The following is a 21502-nucleotide window of genomic DNA, read 5'->3' as shown; positions in this document are numbered from 1 at the left end:
TAAAAGTATAAACAACTTCCATATAATCTGTCCCCAGAATCAAAGAATCGATGTAATAATTTTTTAATCATCAAACCTGAACCTTATGTTTGTAAAGTGATAAATAACCCTATATGAAGCAGATACAACTGAGTGTACTATTCTTTTGTCTGTGCAGCACTGTCCGTTTGCCTGCACAGTCACTCAGACTATCCGTTTCAGGCAAAATAACCGATACCCTCAGCAACCAAAATCTGCCATTTGCCATGGTATTATTACTCTCAGATACCATCAGGCAAGTTACCCAGACTGACAAAGAGGGTAATTTCAATTTCGAAAACCTGAAACCGGGTAGCTATAGCCTCCAGGTGAAATACCTTGGCTATCGCGACAAAACGACCGGCCCGTTTCAACTGAGTACCCAATCCCTGGTGCTGCCTGCTATTGGCATGCTATCGGTCTCTTACGATCTGAACACCCACCAGGTGACGGCCCTGAAGCCACTCATTGAGCAAACTGCCGACAAAATGATCATTCATGTAGCCGAGAGTCCACTCGCTACCGGCAATACATTGGAGGAACTCCTCCGCCGATCGCCAGGTGTGAGACTGGACGATGATGGTTCCATTACCCTCAACGGAAAGAAGGTCATGGTTTACGTCAACGATCGTCCGTCTTATTTTACCGCCGCTATGCTCAAAAATCTATTGCTTTCCACTGCTTCCAACGCGGTTGACAAAATAGAACTGATCGCTAACCCGTCTGTAAAATACGATGCCGCCGCTTCGGCCATTATCAACATAAAGTTGAAAAAGTCAGGTAAATCCGGTACCAACGGTAGCCTGAATGTAGGAGGAGGCGGAGGTCGTTACGGTCGTTACACCGCCGGTGGAGACCTGAACTACCGCAATGATAATGTGAACATTTACGGAAACTACAATTACCAGCGAAACGAACAGTTCTACGACGTTCATACAGCCCGTATCCTGGATGCAGAATATATAGATGAGGGAAATTACGAAGTACGCAAAAAGGATGTCCATAATGTCAATGCGGGCATCAGTTATACAATCAATAAAAAAAACAACATAGGCCTGGATCTGAAAGGGAACTTCCTGGGTCGTGACAGAGATGGCATAGACCAGACCATGTTCCATGCCAGTCAGTCAGCCCCTTTTGATTCCCTGCTGAATATGCATACCCTCGGGCATGCCAATATCAATAACTATTCAGCCAACCTGTTTTACCAGCATAACTTTGACAGTACCGGCACCCAGCTCTCCATCAATGGTGACTATGCTTATTACGATCAGCGTTGGAAAGACAATTTCAACACCGCTTACCTGGATACCCAGATGAAGGTGTACCAGATGCCTTATGTGATTCGCAACAGCTCTCCCGTATCTGTGGCCATCCGTTCCGTATCGGCTGATTTTACCCGACCTACTAAGATAGGCGTCTTTGATGCCGGTTTGAAGACTGTCTTTGTAAAAACAGACAGCGACATCCGTTGGGAAGTGCTGGATAATGATACCTGGGTGAACGATGCCACAAAGACTAACCATTTCATCTATGATGAAAATGTCAATGCAGGGTACATCAATTATCATAACCAGTTTAAGAAATGGGTGTTGCAGGCAGGTGTGCGGGTAGAGAACACCCATGTAAAGGGAAACAGTATTACGAATTCAAGTGTGTTCACAAAGGACTATACCGGGGTTTACCCCGGTTTTACCCTGCAATACAAAGCGTCTGCATCGCAGCGGTTTGGTCTGTCTGTAAGAAGGAGTATTGACCGGCCCCAGTATGAATATGTAAATCCGTTCCTGTTCTTCCGGAGCAAGTATTATTACTTCCAGGGCAACCCGGCCCTGAATCCACAGAATAGCACTTCTGTAGAGTTATCACATTCCTGGAAACAGCGGTTATTTACGACACTCAGCATCTCCCGTACCAACGATGTGATTGCCGGTGTGTACAAAGCGGGGCCCAACAAGGTGCTGATTACCACTTATCAAAACGTGACTCGTTTTGATAACTACAATCTGAGCGTTACATATTCGACTGCTTTGACGAAGTGGTGGAATACGATGAACTCCGTTCAGCTCTACTACATGCACTACGATTACGACGACATCACATTGCCAAAGTCAAAACCCGGAGCATATGTGATTTCAAATAATACCTTTAGTATTCCCCGTCTTTTTACGCTGGAGCTGAATGCGATTTATTCATCCAGATCTAATACGGGCCTGGGTGCGCTGACCAGTTATTTTGTGTTGAATACAGGGGTACAAAGAAATGTATTGAAGAACAAAGGAACGCTCAAGCTGAGTGTGAACGATATTTTCAGGGGACAGCAATTTACATTAGCGTCGGATTACCAGCAGGTAAATATCCGCCAGCATTTTTTATTTGACTCCCGCTTTGCGATGCTGAGTTTTACATACCGGTTCGGTAATAGTAAGATAAAGCCAAGAACGGAAAGACAAACGGGTATTGAAAAAGAAAAGAAACGGATTCAATCAAATTAATGGGGGACGATCCGTTTTGAGGAGGTCGTCAATTAAGTACCGAAAAGGGTGTATCAAACTTTTGATACACCTTTTTCATTTTGGATATCTGTTGGAAGTAGATTCCATTTATGCTTTTTGAGTGATTTTACTTTGCCACCGTATCATTTTTAGAGAAGGGGCGTTTTGAAGTAAAATACCCGCTTACTTATTTAATTTGATCATATCAAAGAAAGGTTGCTTGAACGTAATGCCGATTGGCAGGGCCACCGTTTGCTGATCTGGTTTGCGCAGGATGACCTGGTTACCATCTACAGAAACGATCCTGTTCAGGGAGATGATGAAGGAGTTGTGAATTCGGGCGAACTGCCGTGGGGGCAGGGTTTGCTCCAGGTCTTTCATCTTCAGCAAGGCCAGAATCTTTTCCTTATCACAATGAAAAGCGACATAGTTTTTCAGTCCTTCTATATAATCGATATCGTTGAAATTGACTTTGATCTGTTTACCCTTATGTTCTGATTTTACAAACAGGTAGTCTACTTCGGGTTCTACCTTTTCATTGCTTTCACCTTTGGTCACATACATGGTTTGGAACATGTTCAGTGTTTTCTGTGCGGCTTTCAGAAAGCGCTGGTAGGTGATGGGTTTGAGGAGGTAGTCGACTACGTCGTGTTCATAACCGTCCATGGCGTATTCGCTGTAGGCGGTGGTGAGAACGACTTTGGTCTGGTTGTTAAAGATTTTCAGCAGGTCGATACCGGATATGCTGGGCATGTGAATATCCAGGAATACCAGGTCTACTTTTTCATTACTGATCACTTTGATCGCATCGAGGGCTTCGGTGGTACTACCTACCAGTTTCAGGAAGGGGGTACGTTGTACATAACCCGTTAGCAGGTCTATGGCGTGTTGTTCGTCGTCAATTATATAACAGTTGATCATGTAGGGTAATTTCGGTGGTAGCAATATGCAGGGACAGGCTATAAAACAGGTCCGTATCTTTTATATCAAAGGAATATTTTTTAGGATAGGTGTTGTCCAGCTGGCGTTGCACGTATTCCATGCCGATGCCGTTGGAGATTTCTTTTGGACCTATTCGTTTTTTGTTGTTGATGCAGAAATAGAGGCCATGGTCATCTAAGGTGAGCTTTATTTTCAGTGGGTAAGCGGCGTTGTGCAATTCACCGTGTTTAAAAGCGTTTTCTACCAGTGTGATGAGGATGTGTGGCAGTATTCTTTGGCCGTGCAGGTTGTCAGGTCTGCTGTATTCAATATGGATATTGTTATTGAAACGCATGTAGTAGATGCTGATCAGGCTTTCGATGTGTTCGATTTCTTCTTCTAAGGAGACCATGCCGTCGGGGCCTTTTTTCTTTAGCGAAGAGCGCATGATATTGGTAAGGGCGGCGATGCCTTCGGCCACGTCCGGGTGGGAGTTGGCGGTTTTATTGTAGAAATATCCGAGGGTGTTGAAGAGGAAGTGTGGATTGATCTGGGCGCGGAGGTAGGCGACTTCGAGTTCCAGTTTTTCCTGTTTGAGTTGCAGTTGTTCTCTTTCCTTACGGTTGATTTCTTCTTTTTGTAAGCTGGTTTTTCGTTCTCTTTTAATGGATAATTTGTAAAACCAGTATGCCGTAGAAAGTGCAACAGCATTAAACCACCACCAGATTGATATGTTGACCAGTACGACCCATTCAATCTTAGGAGGCGGGAGGTGAAACACAGCAGGATAAATTTTATAAAGAATAAAATACCTGTTAAGTATATTATAAACAAAGAAAACAGCTACCCCAACTAGCCAAAGGGTCTTATTGCCTTTTTCCAATGTTCGAGGCAACAGCCATTCTGCATTCACATAAAAAATGACAGATAAAAATGCAAATACTACACTGGTTATGATGACGACTGGCCACGGGTCCGGAATCTGAAGGGCAGACCCACTTACCTGCACCAATGCGTATAGAATCCACATTCCTACGTGCATTAGCACAGTAGTTAACCTTTTTTTGAATGAAATCTTATTATTTTGACGAATTGGCAATTTTTATATTCAGGTTTTCCAGGTATTGCTGCGCATAGTTGACCCAATTCTCTTGATAAGGAATTTCAACGTCTGGCAAAATACCGGTGTTATCAATAGGATGTTGTGGTACGCTGGCTAATCTGGCAGTGGGTATCCAGAGTAAAAAACGGGAGCAGGACAAAGGCCTTGGTGCTACCAGATTTAAATAATCCACTACTCCAGCTGACCGCTTTCCAAACAAAGTTACTTTTTTACTTTGTTTTGCGTCCAAAATTAATAATTCTGTTGCACTGGCACAGCCCTCATCCATCAGGAAACCAATCTTTTCCGGTTGCGCGTATACCTGTGGGAAAATGGTTGTGTCTGCCGGAGGCTGGTAATATCCGTTCTTATTTTTCTTTAGATTTTTGACCATCCTGATAAAAGGGGGCTTTTTATCATCAGGAAACAGCGGACTTTTTAACATAACCTCATACAACCGGATATTTTCGGTCGTAGCCTTCACGACTGGCCCCTGTGTAATAATTGGATCTGTATAAATCAGTGGTAATAGCTTTTCGAAACAGATGTTAAATCCTCCATAATTGCCCCGGATGTCTACAATGAGGTGTGGAGTATGGGTGATCGTATATAAATTGTTGGTAATCAGGCTGTCAATGAGTTTTTTATAAGGTAACTCAAAGCTAGGCAACCGTAGTATGGCATTGTTACTATCTATCCTGGAAAAATAAAAGCTATCGGCAGGAATTGATTTTTGACCCATCTGACCTGGAAATGTTTTCTCCCATTTGTAGCTTTTGAGATCCATAATATAAGCCTGTTCATCCACAAAGGCAGTAAATGTATCCGGCATATGATACTGGTTGTACTGGGTCGCCTTCCAATTAGCGTTACCATCAGGTTGTAATTCGAATTTAACCTGTCCTGGTTTCCAATAAGTATTATCACCCTTTAGGATGATTCCCTGGTAGCCACTATCCTTTTTTATAACCGCCACTTCATACATCCTGCTCAATGACCATATTCCTTCCAGCGGATAGTCAGGAGCGATCGCCCATTTTTTTACCAAAGAATCTTTCGACAATGGAAAGCTTTCGCTATTGGAAAAGATCTCGTTGATCAGGTCCTTATTTTCAGGAATGTCTTTAAAAACGAGTGCAAGATGCCTGTCTTTAAAATAGCCGGTCCATGATTGCAATATCGTAAAACAGGTAACGGCATTGGCAGTATCAGCAATGTTTCTAAGGCTATCAGTAAATTGTTCAAAAGCAGCTTCGTTTACAGCAGTAATTTTGATTGGATATCCCGGATAGTTATGTTCTACCTTAGCTATCACTTCGTCAAAATTACTCCTGCAACTACAGGACTTCGTTTGTGCATAAGTAAGCGGAGGGTAAAACAGGTTCAATAAAAGATATAGACCAAACAAGCGGATGATCGCTGGGTAATTAAACATGTAATTTTTAAGGGTTTAAATAGAGCACAGGTACAAAAATAAAAAAAGGCTGTCCTAAAAGTGGCCTTCAAACAGAAGGGTTTTAGTTCAGCCTTGAAAATTAAACAAAATCCGGAATTACAAAACCGTTTTTTTATTGTGCTTGTCCCCCTTATATTACTTCGTTACAGTAAGGGCGCAGTTCATGGAACCGGTCGTATCGATCACGGATGTAAAATGGAATTTATCTCCATTTTTTGGGTTAAAAACGTTGTTATTAAACATAGATACTGTCACCTTATTCAGGGTCAACGTCTTTTTTGGGGTGTTCTTTTGGGTCTGTTTCATATTTCACAATTATTAGGGATTACAGTGACAAAATTAGAGGGTAACTGCGCAGGGAATCTACGCAGGACGTGGATTTACAAAGATTTTTTCTATCGCAACCGCGTATACGGAAATGGCAAAAAGGTAACCCTATAAAAACACTAAATCCGTCCTTCTAAAACCTACATCCGTGTATCTTTTTTCCTTACCCCCCACATACTTTATAAGTTTGTTAAAAGCATTCAGGAATGGTACAGGAACCGGTAAAAGTGGAGAGCCTCCTCTCACAGCTTCATCAGCTCATAGATCAGCAGACCGTTGATAATGACACCCTGATGAGCGGAGGTAAGCTGGGCCTGATCGTGTACTATCATTCCTTATGGCAGGGGTACAGAGACAATACTTATTTAGATAAGACGTATGCGCTGCTCGACGAGGTATTGGATCATATGAATAAAGGAACCCTGGAACTGGATGGGCCTTCGCTGGCAACCGGTATCTGCGGCCTTACCAGTGTGATCAACCTCCTGTACAAAGACGGCCTTTTGAATATAGACATAGATGAGGAACTGGCCGGATATGACGACTATCTCTACCATCAGGCTTTACAACTGATCAAAGATGATAAACAGGATTATCTGCACGGTGCGTTTGGCATCATCAAGTACTTTACAGACAGGCTGCCACAGCCTAAAATAGCGATATACCTCAGGGAGATCATCCGTGTGTTGTACGATAAATGTGTAGTGACCAAACATGGCGTCTGGTTCAGGAATATCTTCTTATTTGGTAATGGGCAGATCAACTTTAGTTTGTCGCAGGGACAGGCAGGATTTTTCTCTGTTCTAACTGCATTGCATGAAGCAGAGATAGACGCACTAAAGACTGGATACCTGCTACAGCAAGGCATCCGATTTGTACGCCATCACCTGCGCGAAGTGGACCTGATCGGACAGGACTGGTCATTTTTCCCACTCACTACCAGTGAAGCAGAAGATCAAAAAAACTATAACAACCGTCTTGGATGGTGTTATGGAGATCTGAATCAGGTATCTCTTTTTTACAAAGCATCCTTTGTTTTACAAGACGAAAACCTCAAGCAGATGGCGGATCTCGTGGGCGGTAGCTCACTGATGCGCAGAACCTGCGAAGCTACGCAGATCGATGATATTTACTTTCTGAATGGCACAGCCGGGTTAGCTCAGTATTATTATTCGTTGTACCGTTATAGTAATGAGGAAGGTTACCTGGAAGGATGGCATTACTGGATCAATGAAACAATAAAAAGATTGGAAGTAGTGCTGAACGAAGAAAGCTTCAAAGGCCGCGAAAGCCTCATGCTGGAAGGCTTGCCAGGCGTAGCACTGGTCCTGTTGGGGCACCTGATCAATGAAGAACTTCCATGGACCGATCTGTTACTTTTATAATAGTTAAAACAAAAACCGAATGGAGACTATTTTCGACCTCAGGTGCATGCACCTGAACACCCAAACAAATAGCCGGCCTTTCATCGTTGTGAGATAATAACCCAATCACCTGCAAAAAGACTCCTGGATATGATCAAAAGTCTGATTCCGCAGAGCAAAAAGCATCCATTTCCCCACTGTAAACAGCAGGGCAAAACGGACGATGGTCCTGCCTGTTTGCACATATTAAGTACGCACTTTGGAAAGAATCTTACACGTGAATATGTAAGGTCACTGTGGGCGACTGCTGAAAGTGGCAGCCCGCTGCAGGACCTCGGCGAAGCCGCCGGGAAAATTGGTTTTGGTACTTTGGGGGCAAAAGTTTCTCTGGCTGACCTTTTATCACTTGACCTGTTACCCTGTATCGGGTACTGGTATCAGCGCCGTTTTATTGTCGTGTATAAAATAAGGGGGGACAAAGTTTATATTTCCGACCCTACGGCTGGGCTGATCACATTAGACAAATTAGATTTTCTGAGAGGATGGACACAGGACGGCGAATATGGCATTATGCTGTACCTGGATCCCTCTCCACCTGATTTTTAACCCCTGTATGCTGTACAATGTACAATCGCCCCCTCCTGCGCGAGGGGGCTTTTATTAACCTCATAGTGATACATATTTAACTTTATAAATGGCACATTTGTGATATGCCCATTTAAATGTTATCACGTAGTTTTGACCTTATATTATTGGAGACAGCCCTTCGCATGCAAAAGTAAGGGCTGTTTTTTTGGGTCTCATCATATATCATGTCCTAAATGAAGCGATTGTTATTGTTGGTGTTCAGCACCTCTTGTTTTGTGAATGCGTTTGCGCAGGATTACATGCCTTCTGAAGCGCGTATCCGTAGCACTGTTAACTACCTGGCATCCGATAAGTTAAAAGGCCGTGGTACCGATGAAAAAGGTGGTAGAAAAGCGGCTGCATGGGTGGAGAAACAGTTTAAAAAGTTGGGCCTGCAACCAGCAAACGGTAGTAGTTATTTCCAGGATTTTACGTTTGATCGCAAGGAACATCATGATATTCCCAGCAGAAATGTGATTGGATACCTGGATAACGGCGCCCCCCGTACGATTATCATCGGCGCTCACTATGACCATATCGGTACTGCACGTTTGTTTGATGGAAAGTACCCGGAAGGCCAGATCCATTATGGAGCTGATGACAATGCCTCTGGCATCGCCGGCTTACTGGAATTTATCCGGTATTTCGTAAAGAACGGACAGAAGGAACAATTCAATTTCCTGTTCATCGCTTTTGGTGGTGAAGAGATGGGATTGCAAGGTTCTAAGTACTATGTAGCTCATCCTGTATTTCCATTGGAGAAAGTACATTTTATGCTGAATATGGATATGATTGGCCGTTACAATGCAGAACGCGGTTTAGGTATCGGCGGTTATGCAAGTGCGGAAGAGTGGCCGGATGTATTCAAAGGTGTAGCGCAGCCAGGTATCAAGTTCTTCACTGATGGGGCAGGCAAGGGGCCTTCTGATCACCATAATTTCTATATCAGTGGAGTACCGGTTATTTTCCTCCATACAGGGCCCCATGACGACTATCACAAGCCCACTGATACCGCAGAGAAGGTAGAGGCAAAAGAGGAGTCAGATGTGCTTAAACTGGCCATTCAGTTGATCAATAATGCCATGAAGTACAAAGAGCTGCATTACGTAGCGGACAAATAAAAACGAAGCCTAAATAATAACAAGCTCAAATAGCAGCAAAGTCAAATTGGAACAAGCTCAGATAATAACAAGCTCAAATAATAGCAAAGTCAAATTGGAACAAGCTCAGTTAATAGCAAGCTCAGATAATAGCAAAGTCAAATTAGATCAAGTTCAGATAATAACAATCTCAAATAAAAACGCTTTTGCCGAAAGACAAAAGCGTTTTTATTTTTTTTGAAAATAGGTTTCATGCCTGTTGGTGAATTCCCTCTTTCATGAATGTTTTATTTAATTATTTTTCGGAAACACCGCTTTCGGTGCCGGTTGATTATTCTCTTTCTTCGGCTCTTCCTTCGGTTTTTCCGCAGGTTTCTCTGCCGGCTTTTCTCCATATTTACTCACATCAATAGCAGGTTCATCACCACCATAATCACTTGCTGAACCATTGCCCTGATCCACCGCTTCTGCACCCGGAGGCATGCTCTTGTCCGTATTCGTGTAATCCTGGCTATCTATTGATGCCGGAATCGCAAACGTCGCATTCGGATCTATCTTCAAGGTAGGATCTGCATATAATTTCTGGAAGAAATATGCCCAGATCGGTAATCCTGTATTCGCACCCTGACCATTAGCCGTCGTGCTGAAATGCAGGAAGTTGTTCTCACAACCTACCCATGCACCTGCCAGCAGCTGTGGTGTAAAGCCCATAAACCAACCATCGGTATTATCATTCGTAGTACCTGTCTTACCAGCTACCTGTCCTTTAATACCATAACGGAAACGTAAACGTGCTGATGTACCACCCGGACCAGTCACTCCTTCCATCATCTTGGTCATCACATAAGACTCATTCTCACTGATCACCTCACGTTTTACCGGTGCGGTCGTTTCCAGGATGTTACCATTTCTATCTTCTATACGGGTAATGTAAATCGGTTTGGTGATGATACCACGTGCTGCAAACATGGTATACGCCTGCAACATATCATACAGCGGAATCTCCGGTGTACCCAGACAAATAGAAGGATAAGGAGGGATCTTCACAGAGAACCCGATCTTTTCATTCGCAAAGTCCGCTACTGCCGCAGGGCCTAACTGCTTGATCAGGTATGCTGACACCAGGTTCAGTGACTTGGCCAGCGCCCCTGCCATAGAGATCATACCACCCACGCTACCTTCTGAGTTACGACTCAGGGTATAGTTATATTTAGGGAAGGTCACTGGCTCATTCGGTAATGAAGTAGCCGGCGACATGCCGTTCATGATCGCATAGCAATACAGGAAGGGTTTGAATGTAGAACCTACCTGGCGCTTGCTCTTTAATACGTGATCATTCTTGAAATAACGGAAATCAGGTCCGCCTACCCATGCTTTCACCTCTCCACTCTCAGGGTCCATCGCCATGAAACCTGCCTGCAATATAGCACGCATGTAGCGGATAGAATCCATTGGTGTCATCACCGTATCGATCTCATTCAGCTCAGGCTCAGTATAGCTCCTCCAGGAGAATACTTTCATTTTGGTAGGGGTATTGAATGACTTCTTAATTTCGTCTTCTGGAATGTCTGAAGCTACCATACTCTGATAGCGGTCAGATTCTTTCATATACCGTTCCAGGAAGTTTTCATGACCTTTCCATGCAGCACCAGATTTAATATTTGCCTGTTGTGCAAATACTTTTTGCAGGTCTTTCAGGTGATGATCTACCGCTTCTTCAGCATATAACTGCATACGTGGGTTGATGGTTGTATAAATCCTCAGACCATCACGGTACAGGTTATATTCAGAACCGTCAGATTTCTTATGCTCTTTACACCATTGTTTCAGTTCATCTCTCAGTACTTCGCGGAAGTATGGAGCGAGACCTTTGTTATGATCTATCTTATTGTAGCGCAGTACGATTGGCGTGCTCTTCGCCGCCGCTTCTTCTGCGCTGGAAATGAATTTATTTTTCGCCATCAGCTCAATCACCGTGTTACGGCGATCCAGCGCTGTTTTCGGATTTCTGCGGGGATTGTACAAATTGGTACCCTTCAGCATACCGATCAGCGTGGCAGCTTCTTCGATGGAAAGGTGACCGGCATCTTTACTAAAGAATGTGCGGGCGCCATTTTCAATACCATATACGTTATCACCGAAAGGTACGGTGTTCAGGTACAGGGTAATGATTTCCTCTTTCGTGAAGTTTCTTTCCAGCTTTACGGCAATCAGCCATTCCTGCATTTTCTGGAAACCTCTTTCAATTATATTTTTAGAACGCTGCACACCGGAATTATCCGCCTGCAGGTTCAGCGCTAACTGCTGGGTGATCGTACTCGAACCTCTCTTTTTACCGATTGCGAGGTAAAAAGGGATGGCCATCGTACCATATGGGTCGATGCCAGAGTGATCATAAAAGCGTACATCTTCGGTAGCTACCAGTGCATTGAGCACATTCCTGGAAATTTCATCATAATCAGAGCTGGACCGGTCTACCTGGTAATATTTACCAAGTATAGTACCGTCATCCCCAATTACTTCAGAGGCAAGGGCTGCCCTGGGGTTTTCCAGGGTCTCCATGGATGGCATGTTGCCGATGATACGGAAATTGATCAGCAATAAAAGCAAAATGAACACTCCCGTCAGCGATAACACAGTCAACCACAATATTTTAACTGATTTTTTCATACAAGATTTTGAATTATAAATGCGTCAGCCCGCATAGCTCGTCTGTAATAGCAATTTACGGGCCTTTTTTGCCGGAATCAGGTGTAACAGCAAGACAAAACTATTAAAAAAAATTTTATTACCTCCCCATTAGCAAAATCGCCTTTGCCAGCGGCAAAAGCGATTTCCAGCGTCATTGAGTTTATGTCCCTTATTGTTCTATTATATAGTTGTCTCCGAAGAACTTTTTATATCCATCCAGATCTCTCCTGGTATTCATCAGGATGAAGTTGTCCCTGGAAATGATGAACATGGTATAATCGGAAGGTCGCATCTGCGGAAGGAGCTTTCCGGCACCCAGCCTGATCTCATCAAAATAGTCCAGCGCCCGGTCTTCATTGTCGAACAGCCTGAATATCAACAATACTTCTGTTTGACTCATTACATAACTACCCACCTGGATCTTCATGTCAGGATGATGTTCTTTGTTGTATTTGGTAAAGATTTCTACTGATTCATCCACTGCTTTCTTCGTCAGTTTATTAAATGACATCACGACGAAGTGAGGAGCGTCTGCCACCAGTTTGTAGATCACCTTCGGTTTCATGGGTGGTGGCAGTGGTGCAATTTTCAGTTTTGCATTGTCTGCCGCCAGTTTGATTGAATCTGCCGTGGCTGTTTTTAACTCAGCATTGTTCAGTTCCGGGTGAGGTCGCTGCCATGGATAGATCATGGTTACATCCTCATCCAGCAATGGTGCTTCCGGTTTCCTTTCTATTTCCAGCATGGAGAGGTATACAACCAGCGCAGAGCGGTTGTCCAGCGCATCCAGCAGTTCTTTGGACCTTGCATAGACCTGGTCGTCATTCTGGTATTTGTTCATTACCGCTGTAAGTGGTTGTTTACCAAACTCACAGGTATCCATTTTCGCAATGATCATGGCTTCCAGCAGGTCAAATTTCGGCTGCATAAAGTTGAGACCGAAAGTGGAATCTGCTTCCTTCTTCATCCGCAACGCTGTTTCGTAGTTACAATCCAGGTATGCGCCATATACATGCTCGTAGGCAGACGAGATCTCTTTTTTCTTACCGATATTCTCATCCTTCAGGCCACCGAAACGGATAATGCTGGCAAACTTGGAATCTCCGTAGTTGCTCATGATCTGCTGGCGGAAGCTGTTGGCCAAAGCAGTATGGTTCAGTTTATTATGCCAGATATACAGGGAGTAGATCACCTCAGTTTTGTTCGGGTGATGTGGATATCTGTTCAATAATGTATCGTATGTTTCAATACCCAGGTCTAAATTATCCAGGCCGTCGCTGTATAGTTTACCCAGGTCATAGAAGGCTTCTTCTGCGATGATGTTGGATTTCAATAATTCGTCTGGTGTCAGTGGCAGGTTGGCGGCCAGGGTTTCGGCAGTGGTGCTGTCCGCAGGTGTCGCTTTCTTTTTCGCCTGACCATCGGTGCTGATAGGATTGCCATTTTCATCCACTGGTTCCAGGTTTTCTTTTACGGCAACGACACCGTTCTGGCTACGACGCCAGTTATCGTTATTGCCACGGTTGCCCCATTTACGTTTAAACTCCTGGAAACCTGATGATTTGCTGGCAGTATTATAGAAGTACCAGTCACCCGCCTCTGCTTTCTGCCCGGCTTTAGTATTCATGCCGTTGTTGCTGAACGGATTGTTGGTATTGGCACTGGCCATGGCTTCGGCAAGGGCGGCAGCGGAATCAGCTCTCGCTTTCTTTGCGTTCTCTTCGGCGTCTTTACGGATTTGTACCGACAGTTTCGTTAAGAATATTTTCCGGTCACTTTCCGGCATGGCAGCAATGCGTTGTAAGCTGTCCTGCAACTGAATTGCCTCAATTCTCACCGCTACATCTGTCAGTACTTTCTTACGTTTATTCACTACTGCCGAGTCCTGGAATTCCAGTGGCATCACCGAAGCGGTGCTGTCGTAGAAGCTCTTGGCTGAGCGATATGTACGCTGATCATAATAGATGTCGGCAATCAGTTTGTAAGTGAGTGCCTTTTGCATGGGGTTGGGCGTCAGACTTTGAGCGCTTGCTTTCAGTGACTCACGCAGGTAACCGAGGGCTGCTTCCTTGTCGGTAGGCAGCACCAGCTGTGCCATGGTATAATAAATCGCGTCGCGGAAGTTCTGGTATTTTTCTTTCTTCGCCATCTTGGCCAGGGTAGCAAGGCTTTGTTCCAGCGAACCGCCTGGCATGGTGGCTTTCAGTTTGTTGATCGCAATTCTTGCCTGGAATTCCATCATCTGGTCAGGCTTGGTTTTGATCACATGATAATACATGGCGATGGCAGAATCCGGCTTGTTGTAGTTGGTGTACAACTGACCCAGGATGTAGGCCATGCGTGCCTTTTCATCCCTGTTTACCTTCTTGTGTTCTGCAATTTGCATGGGTTCGATGGCTTCCTGGAATTTTCCCTGTTTGTACAGGCTGTAGGCTTTTACTTCTGCCAGTTCACCATCCAGTCGTTTTGGGAAGTAAGGATCCTGGTCGAGCACGTTGATGATAGAGCGGGCTTCGTCATAATTATTTTCTTCGATCTTGGTTTTCGCATTCCATACAAAGGCATCGTTTCTGGCAAAGGTGTGTTTGAACCAACCGATAGGAGGTTTCCGCTTTTCACGGCTGGCGATAGAAATCTGATCTTTTTCGACAGAGCCTACGACTGATTTATATTCATTCTTCTTTTTAGGAAGGTAATTGGTATTGATAAAGTTGAAAGTACGGTTGGCCTTATCCCATTCTCCCTGGAAGAAGTAGGCTTTACCGATCAGCAGGTAACTATCATCCATCCATTTACTGCGTGGGTCATGGATCTGGATATTGATAGACGCCTTTTCAATGACAGAGTCGAGGTCTCCTTTGCTGATGCCCTGATTTGCTGCACTGTAAGGGTAAAAGGGGAGGAGGTAGTTATAGTTGTCCTGGCCGGTACGGCTTACATTGTGCGTGACCAGGCGCAGTTTCTTCTTCGCATTGAAATAGTAGTTGTAACGCGAAACGGTATTTTGCACCAGTTTCCGCTTAATGGTCCATTTCTTCTTAGCCAGGTCTTCTGAGGGTGGATGCCTGTCATCTGGCTTAGGGCCTATGGGCCTTTGAATAGTTTTTGTCTGGGCCTGGGACTGAGGATTCCGGGTGGTACCGCGCGAATTCACATTCGTGCTGTCCTTACGCTGGGCCTGTGCCTTTTGCACGCTGGATACGCATAAGAGAAATAATACCAGGCCGGTGTATGATATATGTTTATAAAATGATCTGCAAATATTCATGGATGCCAGGGTGTATAGGCTGAACTATATATAACTAAGATGTTAGGAATTTTATTTTTAAAGATAGGATAATTATTTTTCATAAGGATTTTCACTGGAAACCCGAATTGGTAATAGTTCGGAATACAAACGATTTCCTCCCGTCCACCTCAATTACCTTTTCTCCCTGTTTTCAGGCAAATTGCAATTTTTTGCATAGTAAATAATATAAATGTTTAACTTTAGCCGGTTGATTATCAGAAATTATATCAAGTTCTATTGCGGATATGGCTAACAAGCGCGATAAAAAAGGCAGGAATGTGGGACAGGTCGGCAACAAATACCGCCTGGTGATCATGAACGACAATACCTATGAAGAGGTAACCTCTTTCAAACTCTCCAGGATGAGTGTATACGTTGCGTTAAGCACATTGTTCGTATTACTGGTAACCATTACCGTAGCCACCGTTGTATTTACACCTTTACGTTACTATATTCCAGGTTATGGAGATTTGAAACAACGTCGTGAGTTTATTCGGCTCAAGATGCGCACAGACTCTCTGGAAACCGCTATCAACGCGCGTGACAAATATCTGGACGATATCAAACAGGTAATCGGTGGCGATTTTTCAACCAGCAAGCTGGACACCACCACCTTGAAAGTGCCAAAAGTAGATAACAGTACTTATTAAAGTAGAAGACTAAAAAATTAGAGCATCCTTATACGCTATGGGACACAACAACCGTTAGGAGAAAATGTGAATAACTTCTTATATGAGGTGATTTGCAGGCACTAATAATACGTAAATAAATAAAACTATCTTACAATCAGTTAAAAGCTGACAAACCTTAAATCCTATGTTTAGCAACAACAACCGCAACACAAGAAGCGAGAGCAAAACAGTAATGCCTACTTCCAATGTAAACATTATTGGTAGTGGTACTTCTATTCAGGGAGATATCGTATGCGAAGGGGACATTCGTATTGACGGCCAGGTAAACGGTCTGGTTTCTACAAAAGCTAAGATTGTCGTAGGACCAGAAGGTGAAATCACCGGTGATCTCATTTGTAACAGTGCAGACATTCTCGGAAAGGTAACAGGTATCGTCAAGGTAGAAGACCTGCTGTTCCTGAAAGGTAATGCACTTGTAAAAGGAGATTTATACACTGCCCATTTTGAAATGGAACCAACTGCTAAGTTCAATGGCCGTTGCTATATGGAGCCAGAAGACGTAGCAGCAGTAGCTAACCAGAAAGAAAAGCATGGAAAATCCGTTGTCACAGAAAAAGCTTCCGAAAAAGCTCCCGAAAAAGCCTAATCAACTCTATCGGTATGCTGGACTTGCATTTCAGATGATGGCCTCCCTTGGATTGGCCGTATTTGCCGGTTATAAACTTGACCAGCGAACGGGATGGCGTATTCCTGTTTTCATGATCATTTTTTCTTTACTGGCATTAGCGGTAATTTTGTGGCAAATCATCAAAGATACCCGCAGGAATGACTGACAGGTTTTATTATAGGCTCATAGGCCTCTTTATCATATTGAATGGCGCGCTTATTTATTTAAATGCCCGGTTGCTGGAAATAGGGTTACATATAAATGTACTACTCATTGGCAACCTGGCGTTAGCCGCTATTACCGGACTTTCTTACAGCATGAATCGCAAAGGCATTACATCTGCCGACAACAATGCATTCGTGCGCAGGGTGTATGCTTCTACTCTTAGCAAAATGATGCTATGCCTGGTGGGTATTACAGTTTATGTAGTACTAAACCGTGCTCATACCAGCAAAGAGACTATTTTCATACTCATGTTCCTGTATGTGGTGTATACGGTCATAGAGACCTTAAGCCTGCAACAGCTGACGAAAAGGAAAAAGTAAGCGGTCGTGAAGCACGAACATCCCCTGCAAGCATTATCGGCTTACCTGCCCGAGGGAACCTTTGAGCAGGTGCTGACTTATATCCAGGAATTTAAGGTACACCTGACTATTACCCGCGAAAGGGCCAGTATACTGGGTGACTACCGGCATCCCGATTCCCGGGGCGGGCACCGCATCAGTATCAACGGCAACCTGAATAAGTACGCATTTCTTATTACTTTATTGCATGAAATGGCACACCTGACTACCTTCAATTTGTACGGTAACCGGGTGTCTTCGCATGGAAAGGAGTGGAAGCACCAGTTTTCAAATATTCTCAGACAGTTTGTGGGAAAAGGGTATCTGCCACCTGATGTGGAGGGAGCCCTGAGGCAGAGTATACAGAATCCTGCTGCCAGCTCGTGTGCGGATGATGACTTAATGCGGGTGCTGACCAGGTATGATCGCCGGAAGGAGAATCATTACCTGGTGGAGCAGTTGCCGCTGGATCAATTGTTCAAAACAAAGGATGGAAGGATATTCCGAAAAGGTGAAAAAGTCAGAAAGCGCTATCGTTGTGAAGAAGTAGCGACTAAAAGAATGTATTTGTTCAGCCCTGTTTACGAGGTGGAGATCATCGCTGCTTAGCGTACCACCATCATCCTGTTTTCATACTCTCTTTCTCTTTTTTCAATTGTCTCTTTTCTGTGAATGATGAACGCATGTTCATGTGCCTCCAGCAGATCATCGTATGGTCCGCGGGGAGAGATGAGTTTTACAAATACCGGTGCTGTTTCGATGGTGATGAACAATAAGGTGATAAACCAGTTCGCCCACCTGACAGGGATACTCCTTTCTGTGAGATGACCAAGTGCATCCAGCTGAGAAGCGAGACCATCGATGTGTGTGCGGTCCAGTTGTGCTACTGTTGCTTTGAAAGTAGAATCGATACCTGCCAGTTCCTGTCTTTTGCTGGCAATGAGCGCGCCGTTTTCTGCGGTGATCTTTTGCAGTGCCATGCCTGCGCTGTCAGCATCTGCTTTCTTGGCTTTGTAGATAGGACCAAGGTTTTTAACACGTGAGCCACCGGTACCATCTGCTTCTTCCTGGGCAATTTTTTGCAGGGTATCTCTGCGGAGCGCCTGTGTTTGAATGCCGTGTTCCAGAAGAGCGATTTCCCCATTCAGCTCAGTCATGCGTTGTTTGTAGCGGGCAAGCACATTGTCCTCCTGGGTTTTGAACACCTGTTGTTCCATGACGATGAGTTCCTGCCTGATTTCCTTGCCAAAGACCTGTAGTTCCAGTGGTTTTGAAATCACGATCGCGATTAAGATAGCCAATACGATACGGGGTAATGCCATTAAAAACTCACTGCTGAATTTGTTACGCTTTTTCATACCCGATACGATGTACCTGTCTAAGTTAAAGATCATCAGGCCCCAGATCAGTCCGAACAATAGGGTAGACCAAAGCTGACCGAATACACTCCATAGTGCATAGCCTCCGGAGAAGGCCGCCAGCAAACCCGTAAAGAAAATAGTTGCCCCAATGCCTCCGTATTTGTTGGTTTCCGTAGGTGCACGCCGAAGTAAGGGCACGTGTGCACCGGAGCAGAACAGGAAGAAATCGCCAATGCGTTTCATTGTTTTGACTGAATTTAATAGGTAATAAAAGATGTACACCTGCGGGTTTTCAGGTAGTATGAGGATGGATAATGAAGGTAGGGAATTTTTGGGAAGGTAAATTGGAAATGTGATGGGGGTTGGCAAAAATGTGATCAGGTGGAGTAAGGAGAGTGATTACCGGGAGTGTTAGGCTCCCCACGCGACCATGCTATCAAATTTAAAGCTCGTCCTGAAGGGACGAGCTTTAAATTTGGAATGACCAAATAGCAATAGTCTATAGCGAAGAAAGCCCCAGGTTTTCACCCGGGGCTTTCTTTGCTATTGCTATTTAGTCATTATTATTAACTCACCGCCTTATTCACCAGCGCAGCAGCTTCGCTCAGCAAAATAGCTGACTGTACAGTCAAACCACTTTCTTCAATCAGTTTCTTCGCTTCTTCAGCGTTAGTACCCTGTAAACGTACAATGATAGGAACTGTGATGTTACCAATTGATTTGTACGCATCGATTACACCCTGTGCAACACGATCACAACGAACGATACCACCGAAGATATTGATCAGGATTGCTTTTACCTTAGGATCTTTCAGAATGATACGGAAACCAGCTTCTACAGTTGTTGCATTTGCAGTACCCCCTACGTCCAGGAAGTTTGCAGGCTCACCACCACTCAGCTTGATCATATCCATAGTCGCCATAGCCAGACCAGCACCATTCACCATACAACCTACGTTACCATCCAGTTTCACGAAGTTCAGGTTGTACTTACCAGCTTCAACTTCTGTAGGATCTTCTTCAGAAATATCACGCAGTGCTTCCAGATCAGCATGACGCATCAGTGCGTTGTCATCCAGGCCTAATTTACAGTCAACGGCAATGATCTTTTCATCGCTGGTTTTGAACAGTGGGTTGATTTCCAGCATAGCTGCATCCAGACCTACGTACGCATTGTACAGGTTGGTTACAAACTTCACCATATTTTTGAAAGCTTCACCGCTCAGACCGAAGTTGAAAGCGATTTTTCTAGCCTGGAAAGGCTGCAGGGTAGTGTTTGGCTCAACCAGTTCCTTAAAGATCTTCTCAGGAGTTTTGTGAGCAACCTCTTCGATGTCCATACCACCTTCTGTGGAGTACATGATCACGTTCTTACCTTTTGCACGATCCAGCAGGATAGAGAGGTATAATTCTTTAATTGGGTTAGGACCAGGATAATAAACGTCCTGCGCCACCAATACTTTATTTACCAGTTTGCCGGCCTCTCCGGTCTGGATGGTTACCAGGGTGCCGCCAAGGATATTTCCGGCAATTGTTTTTACGTCTTCCGCATTTTTACCAACAGCAACACCACGCTGGTCTTTACCACGAATGGTTCCTTTACCGCGTCCACCGGCATGTATCTGTGCCTTCACCACTGCAAACTCATTACCATACTGTACCTTCAATTGTTTGTACGCTTCAGCCGCCGCTTCCGGAGTATCAACCGGAATCCCTTCCTGTACCGGAACATTGTATTTCTTCAACAGTTCTTTAGCCTGGTATTCATGTAAGTTCATCTGATAAAAATTTGCCGCTAAAATAGGGCATTATGATTTAAATATAAAACCCTAGCGTTTTGTGAATTTAAAAATAACTTTGCGCAACCCTGTCGAAAAGGTAACCATCAGCATAAAACACCACAGAGGGCCTGACAGCCGTTTCTGACTACCGTCAGCCGATTGTGTGCGAATCATTGGATATCATACAGTTAATCACTATGTGGCCCGGTTTCAAAATGATCGTAACCTTTTAAAAAACATGACAGGGATCAGCACCATAAAACTATAATTATTTTCAAAAAATGAGTGATCTGTTACAACAAATAGCTGCTGCTTCGGACTATATTAAGAAAATATGGTCCCTGACACCTGAGGTAGGTATTATTTTGGGAAGTGGATTGGGTAACCTGGCAGGCGAAATTTCGGAAGCCATCGAAATTCCTTACGAATCGATTCCACATTTCCCTGTTTCGACAGTCGAAGGGCATCGTGGCCGCCTGGTTTTAGGCAAAATGAATGGTCGTCCCGTGGTAGCTATGGCAGGTCGTTTTCATTATTACGAAGGTTTTTCGATGCAGCAGGTGACCTTTCCGGTAAGGGTTTTCAAGGCACTGGGGGTGCATACCCTGCTGGTATCCAATGCCGCTGGTGGTATGAACCATGCTTTCAAAGTAGGTGACCTCATGATTATCCGTGATCATATCAACCTTCAGCCGGAACATCCCCTGCGTGGCCCAAATATTGCTGAATTAGGTCCAAGGTTCCCTGATATGAGCGAGCCATATTCCAAAGCGTTGATCGCTAAGGCAAAGGAAATTGCTGCAAACAATAACATTCCTGTTCACACAGGTGTATACGTTGGTGTACAAGGCCCTACCTTTGAAACCAGGGCTGAATATCAATATATGCACAAAATCGGAGGCGATGCTGTAGGTATGAGCACCGTACCCGAAGTGATCGTGGCCATGCACAGTGGTATGAAGGTATTTGCCATGAGCGTGATCACTGATATCGGTATCCGGGAAGAGGAAAATGTGATCACTCACGAAGAAGTGCTGGAAGCTGCGAATGCAGCAGAGCCGAAATTAACACTTATTTTCAGGGAACTGATCAGCGTGTTATAAGGTTT

At 44.3% G+C, this 21502-nt stretch carries 18 protein-coding genes; 10 read left to right on the top strand and 8 right to left on the bottom strand.

Translation table 11 applies throughout. The features are described from left to right. The first annotated feature begins 113 nt into the window (after positions 1–113). Positions 114–2513 (top strand): outer membrane beta-barrel protein, encoded by a 2400-nt coding sequence (locus BW716_RS05850; RefSeq protein ID WP_083721589.1) that lies wholly within the window; start codon positions 114–116, stop codon positions 2511–2513. 183 nt (positions 2514–2696) lie between these two features. Here BW716_RS05850 and BW716_RS05845 read toward each other — a convergent pair whose 3' ends face one another. From BW716_RS05845 to BW716_RS36645, 4 genes are all read right to left on the bottom strand, one after another. Next, positions 2697–3434 carry a LytTR family DNA-binding domain-containing protein gene (locus tag BW716_RS05845; protein WP_083721588.1) on the bottom strand — a complete coding sequence of 246 codons (738 nt, stop codon included), beginning with the start codon at positions 3432–3434 and terminating at the stop codon, positions 2697–2699. Continuing rightward, complete coding sequence (locus tag BW716_RS05840) at positions 3412–4464, bottom strand: sensor histidine kinase (RefSeq protein WP_179091004.1); 1053 nt, start codon at positions 4462–4464, stop codon at positions 3412–3414. The genes BW716_RS05845 and BW716_RS05840 overlap by 23 nt, the downstream gene beginning before the upstream one ends. A gap of 49 nt (positions 4465–4513) precedes the next feature. Beyond that, positions 4514–5971, bottom strand: coding sequence for a S41 family peptidase (locus tag BW716_RS05835; RefSeq protein WP_083721586.1), 1458 nt, complete (start codon positions 5969–5971; stop codon positions 4514–4516). A gap of 156 nt (positions 5972–6127) precedes the next feature. After that, on the bottom strand, positions 6128–6298 hold the full coding sequence (locus BW716_RS36645; protein ID WP_179091003.1) for a hypothetical protein: 171 nt from the start codon (positions 6296–6298) through the stop codon (positions 6128–6130). A gap of 227 nt (positions 6299–6525) precedes the next feature. On the opposite strand from BW716_RS36645, the gene BW716_RS05830 reads away from it, so the two are divergent. The 3 genes from BW716_RS05830 (at position 6526) to BW716_RS05820 (ending at position 9431) form a co-directional block, all read left to right on the top strand. Then, positions 6526–7704 carry a lanthionine synthetase LanC family protein gene (locus BW716_RS05830; protein ID WP_083721585.1) on the top strand — a complete coding sequence of 393 codons (1179 nt, stop codon included), beginning with the start codon at positions 6526–6528 and terminating at the stop codon, positions 7702–7704. 129 nt (positions 7705–7833) lie between these two features. Continuing rightward, on the top strand, positions 7834–8289 hold the full coding sequence (locus tag BW716_RS05825; protein WP_083721584.1) for a cysteine peptidase family C39 domain-containing protein: 456 nt from the start codon (positions 7834–7836) through the stop codon (positions 8287–8289). A gap of 215 nt (positions 8290–8504) precedes the next feature. Next, positions 8505–9431 carry a M20/M25/M40 family metallo-hydrolase gene (locus tag BW716_RS05820; RefSeq protein WP_083721583.1) on the top strand — a complete coding sequence of 309 codons (927 nt, stop codon included), beginning with the start codon at positions 8505–8507 and terminating at the stop codon, positions 9429–9431. A gap of 270 nt (positions 9432–9701) precedes the next feature. On the opposite strand, the gene BW716_RS05815 is transcribed toward BW716_RS05820, so the two are convergent. Together BW716_RS05815 and BW716_RS05810 are read right to left on the bottom strand one after the other, a co-directional pair. Beyond that, a complete protein-coding gene (locus BW716_RS05815; RefSeq protein ID WP_083721582.1) occupies positions 9702–12080 on the bottom strand; it encodes a transglycosylase domain-containing protein in 2379 nt (792 codons plus the stop codon). A gap of 190 nt (positions 12081–12270) precedes the next feature. Beyond that, complete coding sequence (locus BW716_RS05810; protein ID WP_083721581.1) at positions 12271–15369, bottom strand: tetratricopeptide repeat protein; 3099 nt, start codon at positions 15367–15369, stop codon at positions 12271–12273. A 266-nt stretch (positions 15370–15635) separates the two neighbouring features. On the opposite strand from BW716_RS05810, the gene BW716_RS05805 reads away from it, so the two are divergent. The 5 genes from BW716_RS05805 to BW716_RS05785 all read left to right on the top strand — a co-directional run bounded on the left by BW716_RS05805 (position 15636) and on the right by BW716_RS05785 (position 17861). Beyond that, positions 15636–16040 carry a hypothetical protein gene (locus tag BW716_RS05805; RefSeq protein ID WP_072361003.1) on the top strand — a complete coding sequence of 135 codons (405 nt, stop codon included), beginning with the start codon at positions 15636–15638 and terminating at the stop codon, positions 16038–16040. A gap of 166 nt (positions 16041–16206) precedes the next feature. Next, a complete protein-coding gene (locus tag BW716_RS05800) occupies positions 16207–16668 on the top strand; it encodes a polymer-forming cytoskeletal protein (RefSeq protein ID WP_083721580.1) in 462 nt (153 codons plus the stop codon). Continuing rightward, positions 16613–16855: an AtpZ/AtpI family protein gene (locus BW716_RS38925; protein ID WP_083721579.1), complete on the top strand. Its 243-nt coding sequence runs from the start codon at positions 16613–16615 to the stop codon at positions 16853–16855. Before BW716_RS05800 ends, BW716_RS38925 begins: the two co-directional genes overlap by 56 nt. Then, positions 16848–17234: a hypothetical protein gene (locus BW716_RS05790; RefSeq protein WP_083721578.1), complete on the top strand. Its 387-nt coding sequence runs from the start codon at positions 16848–16850 to the stop codon at positions 17232–17234. The genes BW716_RS38925 and BW716_RS05790 overlap by 8 nt, the downstream gene beginning before the upstream one ends. 6 nt (positions 17235–17240) lie before the next feature. Continuing rightward, positions 17241–17861 (top strand): SprT-like domain-containing protein, encoded by a 621-nt coding sequence (locus BW716_RS05785; protein WP_083721577.1) that lies wholly within the window; start codon positions 17241–17243, stop codon positions 17859–17861. Here BW716_RS05785 and BW716_RS05780 read toward each other — a convergent pair. Beyond that, on the bottom strand, positions 17858–18856 hold the full coding sequence (locus BW716_RS05780) for a DUF4407 domain-containing protein (RefSeq protein ID WP_083721576.1): 999 nt from the start codon (positions 18854–18856) through the stop codon (positions 17858–17860). The two genes, BW716_RS05785 and BW716_RS05780, sit on opposite strands and share 4 nt — an antisense overlap. 323 nt (positions 18857–19179) lie before the next feature. After that, positions 19180–20391, bottom strand: coding sequence for an ADP-forming succinate--CoA ligase subunit beta (gene sucC, locus BW716_RS05775; protein ID WP_083721575.1), 1212 nt, complete (start codon positions 20389–20391; stop codon positions 19180–19182). 284 nt (positions 20392–20675) lie between these two features. On the opposite strand from sucC, the gene BW716_RS05770 reads away from it, so the two are divergent. Continuing rightward, positions 20676–21497: a purine-nucleoside phosphorylase gene (locus tag BW716_RS05770; protein WP_143708730.1), complete on the top strand. Its 822-nt coding sequence runs from the start codon at positions 20676–20678 to the stop codon at positions 21495–21497. The last annotated feature ends 5 nt before the right edge of the window (positions 21498–21502 follow it).

It is taken from the genome of [Flexibacter] sp. ATCC 35208, from assembly GCF_001975825.1.
Lineage (GTDB): Bacteria > Bacteroidota > Bacteroidia > Chitinophagales > Chitinophagaceae > Chitinophaga.
Note: the sequence above shows the minus strand (reverse complement) of the source record. Positions and strands in the feature narration are given on the sequence as shown.